This is a genomic window from Acinetobacter sp. 197 (genome assembly GCF_048148385.1).
Classification (GTDB): Bacteria; Pseudomonadota; Gammaproteobacteria; order Pseudomonadales; family Moraxellaceae; genus Acinetobacter; species Acinetobacter pecorum.
The window spans coordinates 44772-69608 of the sequence record NZ_JAYWZK010000002.1; the positions used below are offsets into that span (position 1 = coordinate 44772).

Below are 24837 nucleotides of genomic sequence, written 5' to 3' on the forward strand. Positions count from 1 at the left end.
GTTTAGAAACTGGTTGGCTTCCATTGTTAAGCGGTGCATTTCCTTGCTGTGTTGTTCCATTCTGAGTGCCTTCATCAATGGTGATTGGTGCATTTTGTTCCCCTTTCTGACTCTGCTTTAGCTGCTCAATTGCTGTAGTGACTTCTACCCCATAAGTATTTTGCTTGCCGTTAATCTGTTCAGGTGTGAGTTCATGTGCTGCATCTGCTGCCTGTTGCAATGGTGCATTACTGTCTTCGGTTTTCCCTGTTGTGTTAGATGATGCTTCAGCTACAGCTTGTGCCTGCATTTCAATCTGCATCTGTTGAGAGATACCGCTATCTACAGCTGTGGCAGCTGCTGCCGATAATGGTCCTAAATTTGGATCAAGGCCCATTTGCTCCGATGGTTTTAGTGCATACTGACGTGACAGACCGCCAAATTCAATTTGAGCTTCGGCATCGGTCGGCATCTGGTCATATTCAAAGTTCTGACGCGCTTGGCCTAGATCTACTGTATCTTGCTGACCGGCAGGAATATACTCATCTTGCAGGCTATCAAAACCTAAACCTGTGCCACCATTACCACCCGTTGGTGCTGGCAGCATTGGAGTACTGCTCGTTGTATCTGTCTCGTCACCTGATTCTGGATTTTCAGCATTTGGCTGACCTGCCCACTTCGATGTTTGAGTTGCTCCTACTACGGTACCACCCATAGCCATACCTGCTAGGGTGCCCATAACAATGGCATCATCTACACCTTCAAACAGGTCTTTATCCAGAGCATAGTTTTGAAGTACCTGCTCAGTCACTGACTGTGGCATTTCCTCAAGCAAACCCTCACTGATTGCACCGAGTACGATGTTTTTAGGAATGCTAGAGAATGGGATCTGTGAAATTTCACCAGCTACCTGTTCAGGCTTAATACCCCGAGCCATCAAAGTATCCACATCTTCAAAACCTAGTTTTTTGGCAACCGTACCACCCAGAAAACCGAGCAAACTACCTGCCACACCAGTACCTGCAGCTGCAGCAACCTGTTTCCCAGTCAACAGACCGTCATCAGTCTCTTGACGGATCTGTTCAGCCTGAGCACCAGCCATGACCAGACCTTCACCTGCAGCACCTGCAGCAACCGGATTAATCAGACCTTTGGATGCTACATTTAGACCACGGCCTGCCAGACCACCGAGTGCCATAGACGGCACAGACTCAACTACTGTGTTAGTAATCATGGATGGATTGGATAACGCCACCTTGGTTTTATCAATGATTCCTTCAGCATCAGAAAATTCTTGAGATTGAACTTTGGCATGATCCGTTTTTTGATCCTGCCAGTACTTACGACCATCACCCAGTTTGAAATTTTCTGAAAGATTATCTACAGCCTTACCTGCACGACCACCGGAGTACATATCTGCAACACCGACTGCAACATCCGGCACTGATGCAAGACCACCCATAAGGGATGCGCCTAAATCACGAACATGCCCACCAAAACCTTTATTTACCGCCTTGGCAGTACTAGGATCAAACTTGGTATCTTTATTGTTTGAAGCCGGAGTTGTATTTGCCACAGGCTTGGCTGTACTAGGATCAAATTTAGAGCCATTGGGCTGGCTAACTTTTGTAGTATTCTGTTCTTCTAAGAAGGGATTATTGATGACTTTGGAATCAGGCATGACACGCTCCTATGGTATGTCTTAATCATGCTGTTTCCGCCTTGTACTGGTCGAACCCTACAAAACTATTGCATTAACGGTAATTTCAGTACTTAATAAACAATAAAAACGAGGGATAACATAATGTTAAAAAAAGCAATTTTAACAAGCCTTATAATTGGGCTTTTCTTACCGCAAGCGCATGCCAAAAATTATTACAAGTGGGTCGACAGTCAGGGAAATGTTACCTATTCAAGTAAGCCGCCGCCATTAGGCGCTAAACAACAGAAAATTGACACTATAAGGTCACTTGGCACACCTCCTGCACCACAACGAGCATACATGCCTAAACCTTCTCCTGGTAATTCAACAAACTATTCTGTACAGCAACCAAGCCAAACCAACCAGACATACAATGCGCCAAGACAACCTGAACGCAACGCAGAAGATGGGGCTTTGCGTCAAAAAATTATTAAAGAAGCAAGCACACCTTATAAGGGTTCAAAAGGATTGACTGCTAATCAGCGCAATACTTTAGCTGCTATGTCAGGTGTAGATGTACCAGCTACTAACTCAAACTCAAGAAACTCCTATTCAGCGCCTATGCCTCCTCAGACACAAGCACCAACGCCAACACATATGACCAGTTGTGATGGATCTGGTTGTTGGGATAATCAGGGCAACCGCTATAATGGAAGTAATGGCACTTATTATAATAATGGTCGAATGTGCCGAGATATTGGTGGTCAGATGCAATGTAATTAATAAAAAAAGCCACCGTTAAGGTGGCTTCATTATTTAAGGGATTGGCATCCATTCACCAGTATTTGGATCAAGATAAGCACTGCGACCATTAGCATCTTTATAAACCTGATAGTTTTCAAATTGCTGTGTGGACTGCCCCTGACTTTGTTGAGAATTTCCAAGATCCACATACTGACGAGACTGAGTATCAAAAATCTGCTGTGGACGATTGATCATGCTTCTTGTATTTTCATCCCATTCCTGACCACCACCAACTGCCATATAACGATCACGACCATTCTGATCTTTCGCACCAGTTAATCGGTTAATGCGTTGCTGGATAGATTGACGCTGTTCATCTGTTTCGGCTTTGTCATACATCTCATGCAGTTTTTCAACACGCTCTGCCTGACGAATACCAAAACCTTCCTTCTTCTCATTCAGATTTTGTTCACGTGCTTTTAAACCAAAATTAGCATTGAATTGCTCACCCTCTTGAGCAAGGCTAGCACCATGACGCATGTTCTGACCATCTTCGCGCATACCTGTTTGCAGGATGCTCGCAGCATTATTGGTGTTGTTGTTCTGAACACTGGTCATATTATTCGCATCAGTGTTATACATCTGCACCGCTCGGTTTTGCTCACCCTGATTCAACTCAACCAGTTGAGCACGCTGATTTGAGGTTAAACCGCGTGCACCTTTGATTGGCGCACTAATGTCACGCACCAGCTGACGACGTTCATTTCCCTGTTCATCGGTCATTTGCGGCCGGTCTGGATAGCGTAATCCAAAACCCTGTGGATTCATCTGCTGGCCAATCGCAGCCTGAATCTGCTGTTCACTTGGTCCCATCTCTCGGGTGTTGGACATAAACTTAGCCACACCTTCAGAATCTCGGGCCTGACGACGAATTCCGCTGGCTTGTAATTCTGGAATACCCGCGGCACGAGCCTGAGATGCAGCACCAGGATTGGCATAACTAAAGCTATTGTCATTCTGCTGAATTGCATACGGATTGGCTATGCCAGATGGTGTTTGATTACCTGCAGACGCACCATACATAGCATCATTCATTTGGTCGTTAATTGATGGTGCTGGTGAGACAGCTGCTTGCTGTTGTGGTACTGCTTTTGCACGTGTTGCATCTCGTTCAGCACGACGCTTGGCAATATCTGCCATGTTTGCATCAGCATCGGCCCGGGCTTGATTGATTTGTTTGTCGGCGAATCGTCTGCCCAGTAATCCAAATGTTGCTGCATTACCCACATCGGTCAATACACCTGTCGTACGAATTGCAGCTTCTGCAAGTGGTCCACGGTCTGCATTACGATCCAGCCCCAGACGGGTTGCATAGTCTTCTGTCGACGTATTCAAACCAGCTGCTGCACCACCAAGGCCTGCACCTGCGACGTGGAATTTACCCAGACCCTTGGCCATATTTGCGGCTTTTATTCCAAAGCCTGAACCCGATGCTACAGGTGATGCTGTACTCGGTGAACTTGCTTGCGGTTGTGGAGTTCGTGTTGCTGGCAATTGGCGTTGTTCTGGTGTGACATCCCGCATTTGTGGGCCGCCTAAACGCGTCTGTTGTGCCTTACGTACTTCATCTGCAGAAGGATAACGGTTTTGCACCAATCCACCATCTCGAAAGAACAGTTTTGGCTTTTCACCTGGTTGATCCATGATGGTTTGTGGTAAACCACTTGGTGTGTGGGTCTGCTCCTTCATCTGATCCAAGGCTTGTGCACCAACTGCATGCACCTGTTCTGGTGTCATTTCAAACTCACCATTACTAACATTGACATCCAGCGGTTTACCTTGGCCAAGCTGCTCTAAATTTTGTTCACCAATTTGAGCGGTTGAATCTGCCGGCATGATATAGGTCCCATCTGCTACAGTCTTTTGTACGTCATCAGAAGTTCCCGTACCTTTGCCTTGAATGAGCCCACTTTCTTTTTGCTTTGAACGTTTTTGTAAACCATACATGATACTTATTCCTCAAAAATATCATTAATATTGGAATAAAATTTGGTATAAAAGCTAACCTTACAAACTTGCAAAACTAATAGGATAAAATACGATGGAGTTTAGTTTTTTCGTAGGTACAGCGATTAGTATTATTGGGATATTGATTGCAGTTGCGGGCGTTTATTATTCTAAAAATTCTTACTTAATAACACTTAAAACTTTTGAAAAGGACAAAAAACGTACTGAAAAAGCTAAGCACTATTACAACACCTATATAAATAAACCTCCAAGTTATAATTCACCTACTTTTCTCAAAAAGATAGATGCTGACGATTTGAATGAAGGCGTTTCATATCCATCAGAATATACAGATTTCATTATTAAAAATTTTCCCGATAAATATTTTCAATTTTCTGCGTTACTTAAAAAATCATGGAGCTATTTCGAAATAATAGAGGTACAAGATATTCAAATACTGCAATGTAAAATTAAATATTTTAGAACACTTCAAGCGTGGTATTTCTTTCTGTATTTCTTTTTTGCAATGTGCTTTGTTTTTTTAGCCTTATACAGTGACTTACTAATTTATAAAATTACTGTAAGCTCACCATGGGGAGTCATTTACATAATATGTATGAGTACTTTAGGTTTAATAGCATTCACTATACTTGCTTTGCTTAAAACCACTCAAATTTCTGAAGCAAAAAGATTAAATGATGAGTTTAAAAAAATACTGCCCTCTAGCGAGGACAGTATAGAGGTATGTGCGGATAAAAATTAGTAGTTGTAGTTATGGCTCTCGCTTTTGCTTTGGCTGTTTGAGAAAGAAGTACTAGCTGAACCACTGCCGCTGATACTGGCCGAAACATGAGCAGCTGACAATGCGCCAGCTGCAAGCTGTGCGGTGTACTGGCCCATAGCTTTGGCAGATTCAAGCGCGATATTGGCTTCCTGGATCGACTTCTGCATTTTGGCTTCATATTCCTTGAGCTGCATTTCAGCATACGCAATATTGGTCCGGGTGTTGCCATCAACATAGCGTGACTGCATTTCTGCCTGGCTCACTTCCATACCGGCCGATGCCCTCCATGCTTCCACTTCTGCACTAAAGGCCGCTGTATTTTGCTGGACCTCAGACAGATTGGCTTGCAGTTCTGCTTTATAGGCTTCCAGATCGGCCTGATACTTACTAATCCGCACACGTGCAGCTTCCATTTTCAATTGGATCTGCTGACCTTTCACATTAGCCTTGGCTTGTACGCCCTGAATCGTTGAAGCATAGGCACGTGCCTGGGCATCAAATAAACCGGCCTTGCTGGTTTCACCACGGATCTGTGCTTCATAGGCTTCGACCTTAACCTTTTCAGCAGTAATCTGCTCACTATATGCCTGAACATCGGCCCGATAAGAATCAAACTGGTTTTTGATTACCTCTGCCCGGACGGATGCACCCTGTACCAGTGCCTTATAGATTTCCACATTGGAAAGTACTGCGTCCATTTTGGCACGATATACCTGTACATACTGCTCGTTGATCTGGCCAATCGCCGCTTGTGCATCCACTGCAGTTTTATATGCAGTCAATTTGGCAAGCGCACCATCGAGCTTGATCCGGTACACGTCCGATAGCGTTTTGAATGCTTCATTCTGCGAATTAAAAAATGCAATCTGTGCATTAAATACGCTGATCTGGCTTTCAGCATTAAACCGCGCCACCTCAAACATGCGATTGGCAAAGTTATTAAAGATATTGGTGGTGAGCTGTTCCAGTGACATGCCTTGCTGGACCAGGAAACGGATCTGATCGATCTCCATTTTTGTGGCTTCAATCAGAATATCCCGATTCAGTTCACTGGCCCGGGCCTGACCCTGCTCTCGAAGGGTGGCCACCTGTTTGACCAGCATACCAGGGGGCATAGTAAAGTTACGTGTCGCCCAATCGTTAACCACTTCCTGTACTGCGCGTGAAGTTTCACGGCTTTCACGTGTACGCGCCCGGTTAAATAGAGCATCCTCAATTTCAGCCGGCAGACCTATGCCACCCTCTTTAATACCTTCACTGATGTACTTGGCCAGATCATCCAGTACCTCAGATTCATATTCCGGCTCTTTCCACTCGATAAACACATCGGGAACGGTGATATTGTCCATCCCAGGAGGAACGCCATTAAAATCCGGCAGTTCAGGAAACTCGAATACAGGGATTTCAATCTGCTTGAGTTCGTCCATTTCCGGAAGAATCAGCACCGGTGCATCTGGAATCTCGACGTTCGTATCAATATCCGGTCGATCAGGTAATGGAATATTGGCCATGCCTGGTGCGCTTGGCAGTTCAATCGTCGGCATCACCGGTGCATCCGGCATGTTCAGATCATTTAAATCCAGATCACGCAGCAAGTCATCAATACTCTCAAATTCAGGCAGGTTTGGCTTGGCCATCTGGATTGCTGAAAACTTCGGTGCATCCGATAGATCAATATTCGGTACCGGTGTTTCTGGCATTTCCATGCGTTGTGGTGGATCCACCTGGACCACCACAACATCCTTAATCCCGGCCAGGGATTCAGATAACTCCTTGCGATAACGTGTAGAAATACTATCGAGCTTGTCCATCTGGTCCATTACGGTGGTAATGGCTGCACCCATCACACCATCTGGTGCCACACTTGAGGTTGTACTCATTCTTAAATTCTCCTTGCGGTCTTGCTGAACTCTAGCGACAAGGAATTAATTTTTGCTGATTTGGCAGCAATAGAAATCCCGATTGAAAAATGACGGCCACGTAAACCGCGACCAAATACCACACGACCATTGGTTAGATGATCGGCTTGTTCCTTAGCTAAAATGTAGGTGTAGGTAGCAGGGTTGCCACTTTGCGTCGTGGTGATAGCCATATCAAGCTGCTTGGCTTCCCCGGTCATTTCATATTCCAAAAATGCTGCAGTCGGATGGACCAGGTTTTCACCAAAATCAAGTTTACCGGTCTGGATAAAGCCATGAATCAGGCTGTCCGGCATGGCCATCTGAAAAACACCCTTGGCATTCCAGCCATAGAGCTGATTATTGATCACGGTCAAACCATCAAAGGCATACGGCATGTAGCGGCTCATGGCCCAGGTGTCAGTATTGGCAGTCCATGCCTGGCCATATTCCTTGCTGTCTTTGATCTGGTCATATAATGAGAAGTAATCCAGGCTATCGTTTCGTGCGGTAAGCCTGGATTGCACTGCATCCCCGAACCGGATTGAATCAATCGCATGGTTGTGCAGCTGCACACTGGAAAGATCCACATCACCCAAGGTAAATGAATCAATCGTATAGGCAGTGCTATAGAGCTTCGATTGGGTAAAATCACCCAACAAAATACTATCTTCCAGCTGCTCGGCATGTACACGGTTGGCCAGGTCCAGTAATTTAAACCGGTCGTTGGCCAAGGCCGTGACTGTGCGCTGTCCGGTGATAGTTTCACTTAGGTTGAACGTATCAAAGTCATTCGTTCTCAACCGGCTAGAAGTCATATCACCGAGTTCAATCTGGTCCTCTGTCAAACTGGACCAGTACAGGCGTGTGGAATCAGAGTATTTAATCTGGTCCAGTGAATAACTGGTGGCAATCCGCTGGCCAGATACGCTATCGGACAGGGTGAAATGATCAAAAGCAGCGGATACTGAGGTGTCGGATGAATCATCTGTCAGACTGAACTGATCATGGTGATCGATCCGCAGTTTCAGTTGGGTAGAATCAGACAGGCGCAGTACTTCATTCGCATTGGTCGCCTTCACGATGAGCCAGGTGGAATCGGACAGCCTGAGGGTATCTAGGGCATCATCACGGTAATTACTCATTAATTACTCCAAAAAAATAGTGATGGGTAGAGTGACTGGCCAGCCGCGTATGGCCCCAAAATTTACGACGTTCGGTACTTCCCCCTTCATCCGATATATTCACATAACTGGAATCCCCGAACATAACCCTACAGCAATCACGTTGGAAGTAGACCAGGCCACCGGCCCCATCATCTTGTGGGGAGAAAAGAAAGTACCAGGCTGCAGGTAGATTGCGGTGAATCACGATACTGCTTACTTCTCCACCAGAAAAACCGACATAGCCACTGCTTTTGTTTTTGATTTCTTCACGGCTAGAAAATGGCTCCATGTGGGGTGCTTCACCGCCAATCAGGACACCGCCGGCATGATGGGTACCGGCTCCCCGGTCGGTATAAGGTGTAACGATTGCACTCACGTCAACATAACCACTACCAACACCGTACCAGTCGCCCTGGTCGGCAAAGTCGCTTATTTCTGTCGGGTTGTAGCTCATGTCGTAGACATAGGCATAATCGCCCGTGGTCGGCATGGGTCGGCCCTTACCGGTACCACCAATCCAGTGAAAGATCGGGTCATAGGTCCATAAGGAATAGGAGGTAGGATCACCGATTGCTTTTTTCTGGTGTTCTTCGGTGTTGACTTCCGAACCGGTGCTTTGCTGATAGGCATACAAAATAGCATCACGGTTAAAGTTCGGTACACATACTGCAGATTGCAGACTGTCAGAGCTGATCGATCTGGTCTTGATCTCATGCTTGTAATAACGTGCCCGGGTTAAACTGCCATGTGAATGTAAAATTGCCGGTGTCATATAGGCAGGATTGCCATAACCAAGATCGATCCCCTTGATATGGGTATAGACAGAGCTTTCAGCCAGTTCACGGCGATCATCAAAATCCGATGTATAGAGTTCCCCAGCAATACCGCTGATACTGGTAGTTTCAGTTTTCTCCCATTGACCAACAATCATCACGTCCTCAAACGTGGATTCAATCGCCTTCTGAAAGGTCCGTGGCTCACGGAAATATTTAATTACCTTGAGCTGGCCATCGATATAACCGCCATAAATCACCACATCACAAGGAGTATCCGTGGTTGGCCGGTCCTCAAGATCAGGTGCCGGACAGCTGAACGACTGGCAGCCTTCACCGGTCAATGCCGGAAACTTCAAGGCATTGATCACATAAAATCCCTTGACCACTGCCAGGGATGCAATGCCACTTCCTACCCGGGAAAGCGAACCGCTATGTGTCGCAATAGGTGTGGCCGTGTAGTTATCCCAATAATCAAATTCTCTTTGCCGGCCAGAATCACCCGGCACATAGCTTTCACTGCGGCTTATCAGTTCATCCGGCTTGGCATTCTTGATCTTGTAGACAATGGCCCGATCATAGGGATCCGACACATCAAGCATCTGGTACAAGTCGGAGATATAAGAAAAAATTGAAGATGATGTGGTATTGCCGGGCTTAATCCAGCCTTTGTCTTTTACCGGTGCCAGGCTTAGGCGCAGCTTGTAGGAAAGAAACTCGACCCGGCCACCGGTCATCTGGTAGCAGGTGTTAAAGCCTTCACTACCGTCAGGATTCATGGACCAGCCGGCAGCATCATAAACCGGCATGTGCTGATAAAAATCACCGGCTTCACAGACCTTGACGATTACACCGGCTCTAAGCCAGGCATTAAAATCCCTGCCCTGGGGAAAGGTTTCACCGCTGGGCATCCCCCCAAAACGGTCCAGTATTTTAAGAATCTCGCTGTCCTGGACCTGCTGCATATATTCTTTAAATGCTTCGGTTGTGGTGGCCGGGATCATCGGTAAAGGCATGGCATACACACCAGCCGCACCGACACGGACCAGCCAGGGCATTTTGCCTGAATCAAAAGCCACTACATCATTTTGCGCTTGCTTGTAATCATATTGAATATGACCTTCTTCATGCACAAAGCCGGTATAGCCTGGCAAGGCACTGCGGTTAAGTTCCGCTTCAATCTTGGCATTTACATCGGCAGGTATGGTCAGGCTGATGTTTTCAATCGAATCATCTTCAAAATCAGGATTCTTGGGCTTGCCATACCCTACAACAATCTGGACCACTTCGGCCATGGCACCGCTATACCAGGAAGGTTTAAGGCGCATGTATTGGGTGTGCTTGAAGTAATCCCCTTTAATCATCGGCTCAAAGTATTTAAAAGCCGGTGGATATTCCACGGCAAAGCGATTCAGGTTTAAGCGATCTGGTACCCGAATATCACGGTATTGGGAAAGTCTGCGACGTGTCTGCTGTGTCAGGCGTAAAGGTAAATAGTTTTCATCAATACTGAATGTGAGCTTTTCAAAGACCCCACTAAACAGCATCGGGATCTGAGCAGATGCCATACCATCAATGACAGGCTTTTTCGGATCCGGTTTATTCTTCTTAATAATGGCTTTAAGCAGTCCGCCCATGTGCTGAACAATGACATAACCGCCATCAGGAAGATCACGCACAATACGCAGACTTTCAAGCTGATAGGTTTCTCTGTTGTTGGTGAGCTGACGTAGCAAAGAGCTGACAAAACCGCTGTCGCGGTCTGTCGGCTCGTCACCATCAATCAATAGGCCATACGGCTGAGGACTGTGCATAAATTACGATGTAGCAGTAATACGATAACCAATATCGAATACATCACCGTTCTGGAATACACGCGCTGCCGGGTACTTGGTGGCAGAGAGTAAAACGCCAGTGGTACCGCCACGCTGGTTATTGGTCAGTAGTGCAACACCGGTAACATTGACCTGCGACGTGGTGGCAATGGTGACACGTGCCACGTTGCTAAAGTTATCAATAAACTTGTCAGTATCCGCATTGGTCGGAATGAACTCAGGACGTGTGGCATTGGTGTAACCCTCAGTCAGTGAAACGATTTCACCGGCTGTTGCAGCAAAATTTGCAGCGGTCCAGTTGTCTGCCGGTGCAGCTGCTCCATTAAACAGAGCCAGATAAGCACCTGCAGGTTTTGCTTTTGAGCCAATCGCCACATTCAGCACGTGGATTAACGCTTCTTTGGGAATCAGGTTTTTGGTAAACGTCGGCTCACCACCGTTCACCCGGTCCATGTATTCGCCCTGCAGCATGAAGCCATGCTTAGGAAAGAAAATACCTTCTTCGGTTTCATCAAACAGCTCATTGCGAGCATCTGTTAATAACGCCTGGTGCAGCTTGTGATCCATGAGGAATCCTTTTGTATATTAAATAAAATTTAATTTACAACCGACACCAAACGATCAGCAAACCCTACAAGCTGACAGGATTCAGCACTAATTCCCTGGATAGTTTGATATTGCAGTTCAGCTAATTGGCCGTCTGCAGTACCGGCCACAAATCCATTTTCAGCCAGCCAGACTGCACACCAGGCACCACCCTGGGAGAGTTCCTTGATCATATCGCTATGCAGTAAGGTACTGCTGCCATACATCGGAGCACGTGAAGCCTTGCGTTCAATCGACATGCTTTTAACGTCCTGGCCACGTAAAAACACCACATGATCTGCAAGACCTACCCAAATTCCACCATCCACCGGCTCAATAAATCGGATCCGCTGGGGAAACTGGATAAAGTTATAGCGGTCATCAGTCAGGTGATAGGTCATGGCTTCGGAAAAATACAGCACATTGGCACGGACCACCCATAACCGGCCCAGCCATTCACGCAAGAAACTGCCGGTTTTCATGGGTGAAAGATATTGAAAGGTAGCAGCACGGCCCAGCTCGGGCAAAATGGACAGGTTTAAAGACAGGTTGCTGACCGGTAGCTCAGTCGCCTGGCGTAGTTCACCACCACCAGCATCCGACATATACACGCGAACATGCGTCACCATGGGATCCAGACACATTGGCAAGAGCAGCTGCAGTGATCCTTTTTGTTGGAGTTCGATATGCTCCATTTCAGACAAGGCCGATTCCAGGCCAGCAGACACCCATGAAATAGCGAAGTTGTACGACATGGCTTCCAGACTACCGCTAGAATCAGAAACGCTTGCCTGGGGCTTGGGAGGTGTATCAATGGTCATACGTTTAGCCGTCTGGCCATCATAACTAAACAAGCCTTCCTCACATGCCATGCAGACCATGTTATTCAGCACCACATGAAACAGCTTTCCGGCACCACACTGAATAAGTGGCTGCACTTCCCAGGTGACAGGATTTACCTTGCACCATTGCCCATTCAGGCCAGCAAAGCAGTCCTTGTGTAAAGGCGACTGCCATAAGCTATGCAAAGCCTGATCGGTGGCCAGATTCATAGCCTGGCGTAACTCTACACGTCCGGCACTGGTGAAATTGACATTGACTGCATCACGTACAAACAGGCTGGGTGAATCCCCCAGCTGTTCAAGTTCTTCATCTTCACGGACGTTATCAATGCCACGTAAACGAGGTAATTTCTTATATGGCATTAAAATGCTCCTTTCCTGAATTGATCTGAGTTGCCATCTGGCCGGATATAGTGAATGGCATACTTCACATTAGACGCATTTGTACGCAAGGCATCAAAGCCTACAGCTTGAATCGTTTGTGCTGGCTTGGCATCCGTTCCACCCTGGCCACGCTGTACACGCATCCGGGCATTGAAGTTACCAGGATCATAGCCAATCACACTGGCATCAAATCCTTGCACTCCTACATCACGCACCTTCAAGCCAATATAGGTCGTGCCAAATTGCTCCATTAATGCCCCTTTCGGGATCACTGGCATACGTGGACCTACATGCAAACTTTGCGGCATGTACTGCGTTCCACCTCTGGAATTACCCATGGCCAGTGCGCTATATCCGCTAGGCTTGATGGTCCGGTGGAAAAACTCAATCAAGTGCTGGCCAATGGAAAGCGTACTTAAACCCGGCAACCGAAGCTGCACATCTTTATCCTTGGCCAAGGCAATACCAGGTCGGCCAAATACAGCAAAGTCATTTAACTGGCGGTGTGTGATTTCCTGGGTGCCATCCCCGGCACTATGCCAGCCAAAGCGATAGGCTTGAAATCCTTTCACATCCACATAGCGTCGTTTCAGTTCAACCGTTGGGGTGCCATAGCCGTTAAATGGTGAAACACTTTTGGCAGCGAGATTAGGGTTATGGATCCAGACACGTGCTTCGCCAAAGACTTCACCTGGCTTTCTGGCACCCCCATCACTATTGACGGCATGTAGATTAACCACACGATGATTGTCTTTTGCCTGTTGCGGTGCTTCGGTCACGGCATAAATGGTATGCGGTGATAAACGTGGCATGCCGACGGTGATCGGATTCTCAATCCCAACCACACCGATACTACGCCTGGCCAGCTGGACATGCGGTGTACCGAGTTCCTTGTCTAGCTTGATGCCGTTCTCAATCAGGATGCCGTTGGAGTGAATATCTGTCGTGCCAAACAAAGTGGCTTGATAACCAAGTGGCCGGATCACATTGCTGCGCACGGATGGATGTGCTACCTGCTGAAAAGGTACCGCGATACCTTGGCCATCCTTCACCACATTGGTGTCATCTTCGGGTGCTTCCCCACGGTTTTCCACGTTGTTCAGGAAAATATACTGTGTGGATAGCGGAGGACTAGAAGTACCGCGAATACGCAAGGCCGACCCAATCGCACCAGCGACAAAACTGCTGACGGTAATTTTCCGGTCACGGTCTGCAATGACCGGCTTGCCGAACAGTTGCGCGTTATCCCCGAAGGTATCTACATTGCGCCATTGGGTACGGATTAAAGCCTGGCCAAATTCCTCAGCATTCCGGCCCCGGGTTTTAACTTCTGGTGTGACATTGCGCAGGTAAACATCACCAAACAGGTCACGCAAATACCAGCGTGGCGTGATGATCTTCTTGTGAATGGACAATGAAGGCACACCAAGTACCGCGAAATCATTCGATATGGTTTCGACATAACGTGTGTACAGCTCCACTTTATGAATTGGAATATAAATCGGGCCAATGGAATGACGTGATTCAATCGATACACCACGATACTTGAAGCTGATCATGGGCGATCCAAACATCAGGCTTTCAAAATTACCGATCCGTGGGAAGTAGCGACGTGTATTTACAGCTGCAGCCCTGCCAAATATTTCAGAATTAAAGCCCTTAGGCGAAACGACTGCAGCGGCATTGTGCAGAGGTCCAGCCTGAGATATATGGCGGCTCAATCCCTTGCAGATGGATCCGACGAATACCAGGTGCAATAAAGGCGATACCCAAAGGACGTGAATCAATTCCCCCTGGCTGCATTAAGGTCGCATTATTTTTAATGAAGGCACGGCCAAACAGGGCCATATTGCCACCACTAATCCCCAAAGTGCGGTTGCGATTAATGATGCTCGTCCATCCCTGCATTTTCGGAGGGTTTAGGTCGCTATCAATATCAAAGGTCTGGATAATGTACTGGCGCGAATTATAAACCTTGGCACGGCCCCAGCGGTCTGCTGGTTGTTGGCCACCGGTAGCAAAACCGGTAGCAGATAAGATCTCACGTGTTTTATGCAGTTTGGCCAAACCAAATACTGCAGATGCAAAATTGCTGGCCAGAATATCCTGGCTTTCTGGAATGATCCGGCTACCAAAGCGAGAAGCATCAAAGCCCTGGGCCTTGATATGCTGTGTACCACCGATCTTATGGCCATACTGCAGCTGATCATCATAGATCGATACCGGTGCAATGGAGCGTACCCGGAACCAGACCTGATGACTGTTGCCATACAAGCTGTGAGTTGCACCCTTGGCCAATAGCTCACGTACACCATGACTGAGTATCGGACCACCCAGGCGCATAGAATCAAAGCCATCCACCGCAAGTTTACGCTTGGCCATACCGATAGTGGCCTGACCGATTGCGGTCATCATCCGGCCAGAATTGACGATATAGCGCGTATACAGCGTTAAGGTCGGTTGACCTAAATCAAATGGCGCAATCGAACCAGGAGAAAGCTGTGGTGTCTTGGTGACAACCGGACGGCCAAAAGCTAATAGGCTGAATCCAGGCGTATTGATACGACGGATCCGTTCCGCGACCAGGGCCTTACCAAATTCGGCACCATTCCATCCATCCGGTGTGAATGAAGGTGTACCGTTATTGATAGATGCTGTACCAAACAGCGACGTATCAAAGCCTTTAAGCTGGTAATAACGTGCCGTGTTTTCTACTTTGGTCCAGTCGGACAGTGGCGGTGCTTCAATGGATCCAGGCGCAATTTTAAAATTAAGATTGCGAATCTGAATATCACCAAAAATACCACCCGGAATTACACCGGTGATAGTAACAGTCTGCTTGGCATCAAAGATTTTCGCTGAACCAAACTCGGTCAGTTCGCCAATACCTACTGTGTAAAAGCGCGGACTACGCGATACCCAGGCGGTACCATACTGCTCACTATTCCAACCTTTCGGACTTGGGTTACGCTGAACGTAAGGACTGCCCCACTGCGTACCCAAGATACCGCGAACGGTCAAGATCTGCGGTGATACGTTAGGACGTGGGAACGTAGGTGGAGCAATACCACTAAGTACAATCTTTTGATCGGCCTTGGTATTAACAACCTTGATCGCACCAAAACTGAAAGCGTTTAAGCCACCTGGACGCACATACTTCACGCCACCCTGCATATAGGCGGTACCGAAAACATTACTTTCGATGCCACGGCCATTGAGCAGCACATATTTACGCAGGTTGTAGATCGTCGGACGGCCAAGCAACTCATTTTCAAAGCCTTTGCCATAGACGTTCTTGTGAAAGTTGACAATGCTCGGCATGGCCACACGTGACAGGTCCATGCCTGGCACGGTGACGGTGACGTTTTTATTGCGGATGGTTTGCCGGCTAAATCCAAGCGCATTAAAGCCAGACGGCTTTAAATGCTGGGTGTCATTGCGTACAGCCGGAATAGCAACAAGAGATACATTAAAACCTGTCGGATAAACCTGACGATAAGCCAGACGTATAGATACATCAAGACCGAACGACGTGCCAACAAACTGCTCAGGATAAACATATTGGGCATCACGTGAAGGCGGTGCCACTTCACCTTCATCACGGACCAGGTTGAAAATGACCTGATTACCTGGGGGTGCAATGTAATTACTTTGAGTTAAGTCAAATGTAACCTTGTTACCTGGTGGTGCTTTATATTTTTCAGGGCCAAACTCAAAAGCAAAGCGATCCCCTTCCGGTGCAGTATAAGGATCGAAAAAGGCGAAACCCAACTTATCACCTGCAGGTGGAGTGTAGCGTATTGTCCTGAATCGAAACCTTAATTGCTCCCCATCTGGCGAAGTATACCGAGCATCAAATTCAAAGGAAAATTTATCATTCGTCGGCACATACTTCGCCATGGTGATCCAACCTTAGACTTTGGGTTTTACATTGGAAAAAATAATATCGTTATAACCTTCAACACGACATACCACGTCATATCTAAAATCAGGATTTAGACCATCTACACGCCACTGACCAGTATTGTCTGCAAGGGTCTTGGCGACCAGCATCCCGTCCCCGGAGCTATGCCCTCCCGTACGCAGCAATACCCGGATCTCACCAGGAGCCGGACGACCTTCTACCGTGATTAAGTAATCCGGGAAGGTGCTGGCGAAATAACCAGCGCCCCCTTTAGGTTTATATGTAACGAACCTTGTCGCAAACCTGACATAACCATAATGTACCGGAGGTGTGATGCTATAAACTTCGCTCATTAGTCACCCCATGGAAACAAGTACATCGGATGCTTTTCTACTGGAAAGCGTGCTGAATGCCACATGCTTGCACCAAGACCATATACAACGAAATATTGACGTGGACCATTCCCATCTATATCCACTGTCACAATACCATTGTCCGAAACGGCACCGCTATGAATGGTAGCCAGTGGTAACCGCACAAGCTCGTTATTATGAGTAGTCATTATCTGGGCCACACGTACCCCTATAGTATCTGACACCACCCCAAGCTGTAGGGTTGAGAAAAATGCCACCCCTAAATTTACTGTGTTACCTGTAGTGGAATCAATACGATACTGGCGCGGTAAGCCCATTTCCTGTTCTTTATAGCTTGAAACATTCACTTCGTTTGGGTACGACGTACTGTTCGATAGATTCCTTGGTATAAGCACATAAAGGTCAGGTGAATTTTCACCTTTAAAGATCGCAATAGAGCAAGTGCTATACCCGAAAGAGCAAGGGCCGCATTGCACCTGGTTACTTGCGCTACCATTCAGATAACCTGTTTCATAGGTTTGCAGGTCTTTGGTATGCCCAAGACAGAAATGATCTTGGCCAACACTGACCTTTAAAGAAAGGGCGTGCCCAACAGCATAACCAGACCCGGAACCATCAACAGGGTTGAAATATGTGCTCCAACCATTGTTAGTACCACCTCTAGGGGCGAATGTTTGCGGGTTAATCAATGCGCCGTTCTCATCTATTTCAAGCGCGATGGTGTAACGAACCGTCATTGCAGTCATCATCGCACCGTGAGTGGATGCACTTGCGCCTGTTTCATGAATCTCTACTTTAAGATAGAAATTCAGATGAGGGTGCCGAAAAACCTTATTCCCTTTAGCCGTCGTGTTAGCCGCACCGACCCATGATGCATTTGATAGTGTAACGACCACATCCTTTGGGTTAGACGTGGCGACTGTTACTAAACTATCACATTGACCGGGTATTACATCATGCGAAACCTGCACCATACCGGCATTTTCAATCGCGTCAAAAATAACATTGCCGTTATCGGCATAATGCACCGCAGCCATGGTGGTGGCTTGTTTTGTATAAAATGCTGTGCTTACTGTCCCCATGGTTTACTCCACAAAAGGTTTGATATTTGACATGATTTCGTCCTTGTAGCCTGGGTAGCGGCAGACCACATCGTATCTAAGATCTGGATTCAAATTATCTACACGCCAAGAACCTGACTCAAAAGTTGTTAGATGTTTTATAAGCCTTCCATTGTCAGGCTGCCCTATTTCGCGTCGCAAAAATATCAGGATTTCGGTTTGTGTCGGAATGCCTTCAACTTTCGTTACATAGTCAGGGAAGTCACCACCTAAATAACCATCACCACTTATATCCACATATCTTCTCGGAGGGGGTGAGGGGAATAGATAATCTGTAAACACTGCGTCCATTAGCCCACCTTAACCGCAAAGTTGTACCCTGTATCGTTTCGAGAATCAGGTATGGAATGGAAGGATTTTGAAGTCGAGGTACTACCTATCAGAAATGTGAAATATAGGTTTTCAGATACACCGTCTAGGGTTAACGGGATCTTCACGTTCGGACTGTATGCTGCTAGAGGAAAACATACACATTCAGGGATGATTGATATACCGTCATTACTTGCAACAACAGCGGGTACGGTGTGCACATTACCGTTGACAATTGAATTAGCTACGCCCATAAAAACAAGCGCCGGAAATTCTAAAGCCTGACCTGTAAAGTATTGGTAAGTGACCGAAAATAAGTCTAGCTTAGAAGTCGATCGCGCCCCTGCGTTATTTGTTGGGTATATAACAGTAAAATCACCCTCATTATTTAATCGCTTCAATAGGAAAAATAATGGGCTGCCATATCCGTAAGCAGGCCCACTAAAGCAGGTTTGACCTACCAGCGCGACCAAATAGCCATCTTCCTTGTACGCTAAAGAATGGCTCGAGCTGTAATAGCTAATTGCACCTGAAGAACCTGTACTAGAACCATAAGCATCGCCGATTGAAACAGCCCCCACCAATCCTCCCAACCCATCAGTGCCTTTACCAAAATCGACTGAACAATTTGGGGTTGTTGGCAATGTAGAGGTATTCGAAGATCGCCTAGGTGCAAATGTAACTTTTATGTAAATCGGGTAAGTAGCTGACAGGCTGTCATTCAATTCATATATGCGGTACCCCAAAGTAGAATTTACCAAAGTGATACCGGTAATGCTTTCAATATCAAGCTGGCCCGTATCTTCAGTCTGTACGCAACCTACACCGATAAACGCATCGTGAGTTAGTTGTATCCACGCTTTAATACCCTCTACTGTATCTGATCGAACAGCGTCAGTTCTATGAAATAGCATTTACAATTAACTCCCCATAAATGGTTTCATTCTTCCAGTAGCCTTTCGCATCGTGCCATTTCTTGTATTCTTCAAAGAAACGTGAAGCATCCTTATTCAGTTCTGCTACACAAAAATCAATGATCCAGTCCATGACGTTCTCATAAGAAAGCTTGGATTTCTCAATACAAAACGCCTGAAACTTAGGAATATGGATTAAAGCTTCCCACCGGACCCCACTGGTATCAGCACCGAAAGCACTGTCATTAATTCCAATCACACCTACACCCTGGGTAGGTGGTTTTTCCATACCTGCTGCACGTGCAGCTTCCATTTCAGCCTTGGTGCGTCGCTTGCGCTTTGGTTTATCTGGTACTTGCTCGGCCATCGAGGGAGAACTCCTGAAATATCTAAAAATGAACTGTGATTTACCGTCTGAATTTTTCAAACGGTAAACGTAAGCCTTAAACCTTAAAGATTTTGTTAGAGCCGTTATCCCAAGTGACAATAATGTCACCACCATTCGGGGTGATTGGCAGACCGGTTGCGGTATCAATATAGGCAATCAGTGGTGAGGTTGCTTCTGCACCGTTATCCACATAAATAATGATGGCTTCAATCGATGCACCAGAAACCGCAGTAAAGGTAACGTCTGCTGCATCGGCTGCGCCACCAGTCGTGCTTTTCGCTGTCAGGGTGACAGGACCGGCAATACGTGCGGAGGTAGGAATATCGGACAGGTATTGGTGAACTGCTGTCTGTGCTGTGTAAGCACCAGTATCCACCAGGATGACTTTAACCACGTCACTCAACCAGTTAATTTGCGCTTCCAGGAAGCGTTGACGTGCGAAGTCATAGAGGGTATTTGCCATGATTAATTATCCAACTAAATAAAACATGGCTTCATGATGTGAAAGTAGGGCTAGATTCGACCAACCCTACAAGGGCCATAAGGAGTTATGGCCAGAATAGTGTGACATGATGTTCAAAATCCTCTCGAACCTCTCGCCGTAAGTTGCTATCAGGCCGATCACCAAAGTAGTCAATAAATTTATACTCTGCGATCTGGGCACGGTTTGGATCCATGAACTCGGTATCAGGAACGCTAAATGCTTTATGTAATGCCCATTGCACCAGGTGTGCATGATGTGCCTGATTGATTTCCGGCTGATCCGTATCATCTACCATATCGACAAGTGGCAAACGATAACCTTCAATGATCAAGGTGCCATCTTGCTCAGGGCGTGGTACCAGACGTAAGCCTGTGTCAGATTGAATCGCATGCTCTGGATCACCGATTCTCGTACGCCAGTTACTGTGATAGCGATGACTCAGAATCTCCTCAGAAACCAGCTTTACTTCACATTCACATTGGCCATGGCCAAGATCAAAGCGTAAGTGTGTCAACTCATAGATACGCGGATCAAGTGGGTACTGTGCTTGCCCTGCTGTAATTTGAATCCGGCAGATCGTAGCATCCTCTGCTTCATGCAAAAGACGGCCACGAATACAGGCCTCATGAACTGCGTCATTTAGCCATGCATCCACATCTTCATCACTGGTGAAGTATGGTTGTATCGAATCACCGGCTTCAACACGAAATCGACGACGCAGTTCTTTTAAGTCCATATTTAGATCGCTCCAAACTGACGTACTTTTTCAATCGCTTTGTCTTTCAGCTCATCGAGCTTGAATGAGTTAGGATTTACCTTTTCACCGTAGTTCGCTTCGATGTAATCCGTCACAGCCTTCTTGGTACCAAATTGCTTGATTGACTCAACTTCATTGAAGATACGATCTTGGCGTTCCTGCTCCTGCTTTTGCTGGGCTTCCTGCTGGGCCAGAATCGCTGCAGTATCATCCGTACCTTCAGCTGCAGGTGCATCACCTGCTTCCACTTCTTTAAATTCAGGATGACTCAGGAACTGCTTGGCATAATTGCTGGGTACCGTACGTGATTCACCACGTTTAAATACCAACTTGGTTCCGTACAAGTTATCTTGGAACTGTTCTTTTGGTCCCTGATAAACAATCGTCACACCTGCAACTGGTGCAGCATTACCAGACTGAGGCTTGGCCTTCTGTGCAGTCACCTGAAGTTGTAATTTAACCAACTCACCATTCAATGCTGATACGTCATCAGGATCTGGCAGGTCTTTAAGCAAAGTCACTACCGCTTTAAACAAATAGTCTTTGGTTTTCTGCTCTGCTGGCAACTGCTCATATGGCAGGATGCAAGGATGGGTTTTATTTTCAAGGTCTTTGATTTCGCCATAGACCCAACCATCCGCCTCTTTCTGTGCCAGCCATGATTCATGTGACTGTTCAGGTGTGGTATGCGGGTTTTCTAAATGCAGCTTTACGCCGTACTCAATACTTTTTTTCAGTTCTTCTGAGGTTTCTTCCCAGGGTAAATGAGACTGATCGCCCAGTGATGCGGAATATGCCAGATTCATTCCATGTGCAATTGCTGCCAATAAAGCGATTTTCATAATGATTCCTCATGTGAAATATAAAAAAGGGATGGTGACTCGCTGAAAATCATCCATCCCATAAACTTCATGTTTTTATACTTTTACTTAACGCGGGCCAGTCAATTCACCAGACACCACAACCTTGATGTCCGATGCTTTGGCATTGGCCGCACCACCCGTGGTGAGTGTTAAAATCGCAGGCTTTGGCAAAGTCACTAACTTGGTACCTGTTGCACGTAAACGCGCTGCGGTCGCCAGTGCCCCGCCACTAATAAAGTAAGCTGCATCCTGCGGTACTTCGCTTGAGTCCACACCATCGGCATATTTAAAGCCCAGTGAACCAGTCACAGCTTCGGTCATCGCCGTATTGATAAGCACCTGCGCATCATCCAATCGGAAGCCTACTGGCAATAAACCCAACTCGATTACATCACCTGAAGCCACTGCCACATCGGAATTGGAATCCAATACTGCGCCTGCCGCATTCGTAGCCAATGAGAAAACAAAGGCTGTCACGTTGCCGTATGGCACTGCACCACCGAAGCGATTCACAAATCCGCTCTTACATTTAATTGTCGCCATGAGTTAAATACTCCTAAATTTTGACGGAGGGCCGATCACTCAGCCCTGTTTCAGCCTTAGCCTTGGATCTTCACTACGGTATCGACCGCAATCACACCATGATCGGTGTACTGCATGTTGCTACCATCGCCATCCACATCGACATCAAAGCGGATTTTCTTCACGCCACGAATTGTTCCGATCAAAAGCTCGGCCTTATCGCCATGATCCAGATCACCCTTTTCAGACCAGAAGTACGGCACACCTGAGGTTTTATGTGCAGCAAATGCTTCTGCAAGCGCCTGACCACCCAAGATGATGGAACGATCCACCGCATGCGTTTTACCAAAGCTTGCAGGTACAAGCGCTGATGCTTCTGCTTCAGAGGTATAGCTCGTTGCATACTTGATTGCATTACCTGCAAAGAAGCGGATGGCATGTGACATTTTGCGGATCAGGAAACCATTCCAGATACCCACATCACCACGGAACAACGGATGCAACTTGGCATTCGATGCACGCGCTACTGCATCAGCTACGAACTGACGGAAGTTTGGCTGTTTTGCGAACCAGTTGTACTGTGCTGGAGATACCAGCCATACACGTAATGGCGAATCTTCCGATCCATCATCACCTTCAACCTTAATACACGGTGGCGGTAGGATCATGTCATCCAGCACCTGCTTCATTGAATCCACAGTATCCAGGGTGAACAGGTCTGTAGTTGCCAGAGATGCTTCACCAGCATTGGTGGTAAATGATTTAACGCCTTGGCCATCGACCATAAAATGACGGTTTTTGGTTGGTGCCAGAACCTTGTTCACCATAATTTTGGCAAACTTCGGATCATCTTCAGTTGGAATTGGCCATTCCACGTTTTTAACGAAACCACGTGCACCACACAGATGAACTAAAAGAGACATATCGCTATAGCGATCCATCAAGTCCTGTGCAATTGGCCGACCCATACGGCGGAAATCTACTGGTGAGCGGATCTGCGTCATAACGTTACCAAGATCTACAGGGAAACGTGCCTGGTCTACACGCAGACGATCTTCAACGATCGACATGCCGACACCGCGACCTTCAGCATATTCGCTACCCATGATTGGATAAGCATTTACTGGCTGGATCAGGTTATAGGTAACTTCATCACCCAGGCCTTTACCCAAGTCCTGAACACGTACAATCGGCATGTGTTTGGAAGTTTGTTTTTTAATAGTCGCTTCTGCACTGCCTTCACCTTTTGGCATTGGGCCAACTAGGTTGTTCAGCGTGCTTTTACGACGTAAGCTTTTTGCAAAAAGTCCAACGGACTGTTGCATCATATTGGTTTTATCGCCGTATGCGGCATGGGTTTTATCAGTCATGGTATTCTCCACTAACAAATTTATGCACGACGGCTCATGTACGCTTCGACTTGATCAGGCGACCAGTTCTCCATTTCTGCGAGAAGTTCAGGCCCACTTAAATTCGATAAACGTTCATCAGCGGATAATGCTGCAGGTGAACCTGCAGGTAGATCCGTCACGCTGTGCGGTACTTTGGATGGAGCGTTCTGTACAGCTTGCTTGGCTTTCTCCACCATGGCCTGTGTTGGCGCTGGTGTATCAACCTTTGGACTGACATTGTTTTGGGACTTGTACAAACTTAAGAGTTCAACCACCTGCTCTGCATTACCCTTATTCAATACATCGTCATAGGCACTGCGTATAAAGCTGGGTTGCGCATCTTTCCATGCCTGAAACTCTTGCGATTCTGGAATCGATTCATAATCAGGATGTGCAGATCCGATATAAGCAAAGTGTTGCTGTTCCGCACTCAGCTGTTGCTGCTGCTTGAACGGTGCAAGGGCTGCATCCATCATGCTCTGCACTTGTGCAGATACACGCTGGCTCACCAGTGCTTCGACTCCCTTGGCAATCGCTTCTTCCGAGAAGTCACCAAACATGGCCATCACATCAGCATTGTTTCCACTTGCCTCAATGACTGCCTCTGCTACAGCTGCATTCTGCTGTGCGACCTGAGTGTTACCAGGTGTCTGCTGTGCTGCTAGCTGTGCAGTGAGTTGTTCCACTTGCTGCTTATACTGCTGTACTTGTTCACGGGTTTCTTGCAGTCGTTCATAAGGAATGGTGTGTTTACCATCCTTTGCCAAGACCACAGAATTTTCCGCATTTTCTTCAACTGGTGGCGTTGGTTCAGTGGCCGGCGGTGTTACCACAGGTTCTGACGGTACCGGATCAGGTGAAGTTGTCCCTGCATCTGCTTTTACGTCTTCTGGTGTAGTGGCTGGCACACTACCTGTTTCTGCAGCTGGTTCTGCAGTCTCGCCAAATAGCGCAGCTTCTAATAAGCTTGCGCCCAGATTCTGTTGATCAGCATCCGCGTTAATGTCTGTCGTTAAATGCTCTGTATTACTCATGCCTTTCCTGCCACTTATCGCTGTAGCCGCATATAGGTGAAGTGCTGACTTTTAAGAGTCGCTTGCTGTCGATTGCTCAACGTAGGCTTGAGTATTTGGGATATGGCAATAGATGGTCGAACCCTACACAGGGGCTA

Annotated in this window: 21 protein-coding genes; 2 read left to right on the forward strand and 19 right to left on the reverse strand. The window is 46.9% G+C overall.

Annotated elements, in window-relative coordinates; translation table 11 throughout:
- Positions 1-1783: 1783 nt before the first annotated feature.
- Positions 1784-2404, forward strand: a complete 621-nt coding sequence (locus tag VXQ11_RS02765) for a DUF4124 domain-containing protein (protein WP_416705364.1) — start codon at positions 1784-1786, stop codon at positions 2402-2404.
- Between the two features lie 33 nt (positions 2405-2437).
- On the opposite strand, the gene VXQ11_RS02770 is transcribed toward VXQ11_RS02765, so the two are convergent.
- Positions 2438-4372, reverse strand: a complete 1935-nt coding sequence (locus VXQ11_RS02770; protein ID WP_416705365.1) for a hypothetical protein — start codon at positions 4370-4372, stop codon at positions 2438-2440.
- Between the two features lie 94 nt (positions 4373-4466).
- Here VXQ11_RS02770 and VXQ11_RS02775 point away from each other — a divergent pair, with 94 nt between their 5' ends.
- A complete protein-coding gene (locus VXQ11_RS02775; RefSeq protein WP_416705366.1) occupies positions 4467-5135 on the forward strand; it encodes a hypothetical protein in 669 nt (222 codons plus the stop codon).
- Here the strand turns inward: VXQ11_RS02775 and VXQ11_RS02780 are convergent.
- The 18 genes from VXQ11_RS02780 to VXQ11_RS02865 all read right to left on the reverse strand — a co-directional run bounded on the left by VXQ11_RS02780 (position 5132) and on the right by VXQ11_RS02865 (position 24700).
- The gene (locus VXQ11_RS02780; RefSeq protein WP_416705367.1) at positions 5132-7036 is read right to left on the reverse strand and encodes a hypothetical protein; all 1905 of its coding nucleotides are present in this window, start codon (positions 7034-7036) and stop codon (positions 5132-5134) included. The genes VXQ11_RS02775 and VXQ11_RS02780 overlap by 4 nt on opposite strands.
- 2 nt (positions 7037-7038) lie before the next feature.
- Complete coding sequence (locus tag VXQ11_RS02785; RefSeq protein WP_416705368.1) at positions 7039-8199, reverse strand: hypothetical protein; 1161 nt, start codon at positions 8197-8199, stop codon at positions 7039-7041.
- Entirely contained in the window at positions 8192-10807 is a 2616-nt protein-coding gene (locus VXQ11_RS02790; RefSeq protein WP_416705369.1) for a hypothetical protein, read from the reverse strand. Before VXQ11_RS02790 ends, VXQ11_RS02785 begins: the two co-directional genes overlap by 8 nt.
- 3 nt (positions 10808-10810) lie before the next feature.
- Positions 10811-11395 (reverse strand): hypothetical protein, encoded by a 585-nt coding sequence (locus tag VXQ11_RS02795; protein ID WP_416705370.1) that lies wholly within the window; start codon positions 11393-11395, stop codon positions 10811-10813.
- Positions 11396-11424: 29 nt separating this feature from the next.
- Complete coding sequence (locus VXQ11_RS02800; protein ID WP_416705371.1) at positions 11425-12618, reverse strand: hypothetical protein; 1194 nt, start codon at positions 12616-12618, stop codon at positions 11425-11427.
- Positions 12618-14360, reverse strand: a complete 1743-nt coding sequence (locus tag VXQ11_RS02805) for a hypothetical protein (RefSeq protein ID WP_416705372.1) — start codon at positions 14358-14360, stop codon at positions 12618-12620. Before VXQ11_RS02805 ends, VXQ11_RS02800 begins: the two co-directional genes overlap by 1 nt.
- Positions 14299-16539 carry a hypothetical protein gene (locus VXQ11_RS02810; protein ID WP_416705373.1) on the reverse strand — a complete coding sequence of 747 codons (2241 nt, stop codon included), beginning with the start codon at positions 16537-16539 and terminating at the stop codon, positions 14299-14301. Before VXQ11_RS02810 ends, VXQ11_RS02805 begins: the two co-directional genes overlap by 62 nt.
- Before the next feature lie 12 nt (positions 16540-16551).
- The gene (locus VXQ11_RS02815; RefSeq protein WP_416705374.1) at positions 16552-16896 is read right to left on the reverse strand and encodes a hypothetical protein; all 345 of its coding nucleotides are present in this window, start codon (positions 16894-16896) and stop codon (positions 16552-16554) included.
- A complete protein-coding gene (locus VXQ11_RS02820; RefSeq protein WP_416705375.1) occupies positions 16896-17654 on the reverse strand; it encodes a hypothetical protein in 759 nt (252 codons plus the stop codon). Before VXQ11_RS02820 ends, VXQ11_RS02815 begins: the two co-directional genes overlap by 1 nt.
- 348 nt (positions 17655-18002) lie before the next feature.
- A complete protein-coding gene (locus VXQ11_RS02825) occupies positions 18003-18329 on the reverse strand; it encodes a hypothetical protein (protein WP_416705376.1) in 327 nt (108 codons plus the stop codon).
- Entirely contained in the window at positions 18329-19261 is a 933-nt protein-coding gene (locus VXQ11_RS02830; protein ID WP_416705377.1) for a hypothetical protein, read from the reverse strand. The genes VXQ11_RS02825 and VXQ11_RS02830 overlap by 1 nt, the downstream gene beginning before the upstream one ends.
- Entirely contained in the window at positions 19248-19628 is a 381-nt protein-coding gene (locus VXQ11_RS02835) for a hypothetical protein (protein WP_416705378.1), read from the reverse strand. Before VXQ11_RS02835 ends, VXQ11_RS02830 begins: the two co-directional genes overlap by 14 nt.
- Positions 19629-19704: 76 nt before the next feature.
- Entirely contained in the window at positions 19705-20112 is a 408-nt protein-coding gene (locus VXQ11_RS02840) for a hypothetical protein (RefSeq protein ID WP_416705379.1), read from the reverse strand.
- An 85-nt stretch (positions 20113-20197) separates the two neighbouring features.
- Positions 20198-20869 (reverse strand): hypothetical protein, encoded by a 672-nt coding sequence (locus VXQ11_RS02845; RefSeq protein ID WP_416705380.1) that lies wholly within the window; start codon positions 20867-20869, stop codon positions 20198-20200.
- A 2-nt stretch (positions 20870-20871) separates the two neighbouring features.
- A complete protein-coding gene (locus VXQ11_RS02850; protein WP_416705381.1) occupies positions 20872-21732 on the reverse strand; it encodes a RyR domain-containing protein in 861 nt (286 codons plus the stop codon).
- An 87-nt stretch (positions 21733-21819) separates the two neighbouring features.
- Positions 21820-22296, reverse strand: a complete 477-nt coding sequence (locus VXQ11_RS02855; RefSeq protein ID WP_416705383.1) for a hypothetical protein — start codon at positions 22294-22296, stop codon at positions 21820-21822.
- 56 nt (positions 22297-22352) lie between these two features.
- A complete protein-coding gene (locus tag VXQ11_RS02860; protein WP_416705384.1) occupies positions 22353-23645 on the reverse strand; it encodes a DUF4043 family protein in 1293 nt (430 codons plus the stop codon).
- Positions 23646-23665: 20 nt separating this feature from the next.
- Positions 23666-24700, reverse strand: coding sequence for a hypothetical protein (locus VXQ11_RS02865; protein WP_416705385.1), 1035 nt, complete (start codon positions 24698-24700; stop codon positions 23666-23668).
- Positions 24701-24837: the final 137 nt, after the last annotated feature.

Excerpts from the sequence above, each read along its gene's own strand:
- VXQ11_RS02765 (WP_416705364.1), top strand. The coding sequence starts at position 1,784 with ATGTTAAAAAAAGCAATTTTAACAAGCCTTATAATTGGGCTTTTCTTA.
- VXQ11_RS02770 (WP_416705365.1), bottom strand. The coding sequence starts at position 4,372 with ATGTATGGTTTACAAAAACGTTCAAAGCAAAAAGAAAGTGGGCTCATT.
- VXQ11_RS02775 (WP_416705366.1), top strand. The coding sequence starts at position 4,467 with ATGGAGTTTAGTTTTTTCGTAGGTACAGCGATTAGTATTATTGGGATA.
- VXQ11_RS02780 (WP_416705367.1), bottom strand. The coding sequence starts at position 7,036 with ATGAGTACAACCTCAAGTGTGGCACCAGATGGTGTGATGGGTGCAGCC.
- VXQ11_RS02785 (WP_416705368.1), bottom strand. The coding sequence starts at position 8,199 with ATGAGTAATTACCGTGATGATGCCCTAGATACCCTCAGGCTGTCCGAT.
- VXQ11_RS02790 (WP_416705369.1), bottom strand. The coding sequence starts at position 10,807 with ATGCACAGTCCTCAGCCGTATGGCCTATTGATTGATGGTGACGAGCCG.
- VXQ11_RS02795 (WP_416705370.1), bottom strand. The coding sequence starts at position 11,395 with ATGGATCACAAGCTGCACCAGGCGTTATTAACAGATGCTCGCAATGAG.
- VXQ11_RS02800 (WP_416705371.1), bottom strand. The coding sequence starts at position 12,618 with ATGCCATATAAGAAATTACCTCGTTTACGTGGCATTGATAACGTCCGT.
- VXQ11_RS02810 (WP_416705373.1), bottom strand. The coding sequence starts at position 16,539 with ATGGCGAAGTATGTGCCGACGAATGATAAATTTTCCTTTGAATTTGAT.
- VXQ11_RS02815 (WP_416705374.1), bottom strand. The coding sequence starts at position 16,896 with ATGAGCGAAGTTTATAGCATCACACCTCCGGTACATTATGGTTATGTC.
- VXQ11_RS02820 (WP_416705375.1), bottom strand. The coding sequence starts at position 17,654 with ATGACGGTTCGTTACACCATCGCGCTTGAAATAGATGAGAACGGCGCA.
- VXQ11_RS02825 (WP_416705376.1), bottom strand. The coding sequence starts at position 18,329 with ATGGACGCAGTGTTTACAGATTATCTATTCCCCTCACCCCCTCCGAGA.
- VXQ11_RS02830 (WP_416705377.1), bottom strand. The coding sequence starts at position 19,261 with ATGCTATTTCATAGAACTGACGCTGTTCGATCAGATACAGTAGAGGGT.
- VXQ11_RS02835 (WP_416705378.1), bottom strand. The coding sequence starts at position 19,628 with ATGGCCGAGCAAGTACCAGATAAACCAAAGCGCAAGCGACGCACCAAG.
- VXQ11_RS02840 (WP_416705379.1), bottom strand. The coding sequence starts at position 20,112 with ATGGCAAATACCCTCTATGACTTCGCACGTCAACGCTTCCTGGAAGCG.
- VXQ11_RS02845 (WP_416705380.1), bottom strand. The coding sequence starts at position 20,869 with ATGGACTTAAAAGAACTGCGTCGTCGATTTCGTGTTGAAGCCGGTGAT.
- VXQ11_RS02850 (WP_416705381.1), bottom strand. The coding sequence starts at position 21,732 with ATGAAAATCGCTTTATTGGCAGCAATTGCACATGGAATGAATCTGGCA.
- VXQ11_RS02855 (WP_416705383.1), bottom strand. The coding sequence starts at position 22,296 with ATGGCGACAATTAAATGTAAGAGCGGATTTGTGAATCGCTTCGGTGGT.
- VXQ11_RS02860 (WP_416705384.1), bottom strand. The coding sequence starts at position 23,645 with ATGACTGATAAAACCCATGCCGCATACGGCGATAAAACCAATATGATG.
- VXQ11_RS02865 (WP_416705385.1), bottom strand. The coding sequence starts at position 24,700 with ATGAGTAATACAGAGCATTTAACGACAGACATTAACGCGGATGCTGAT.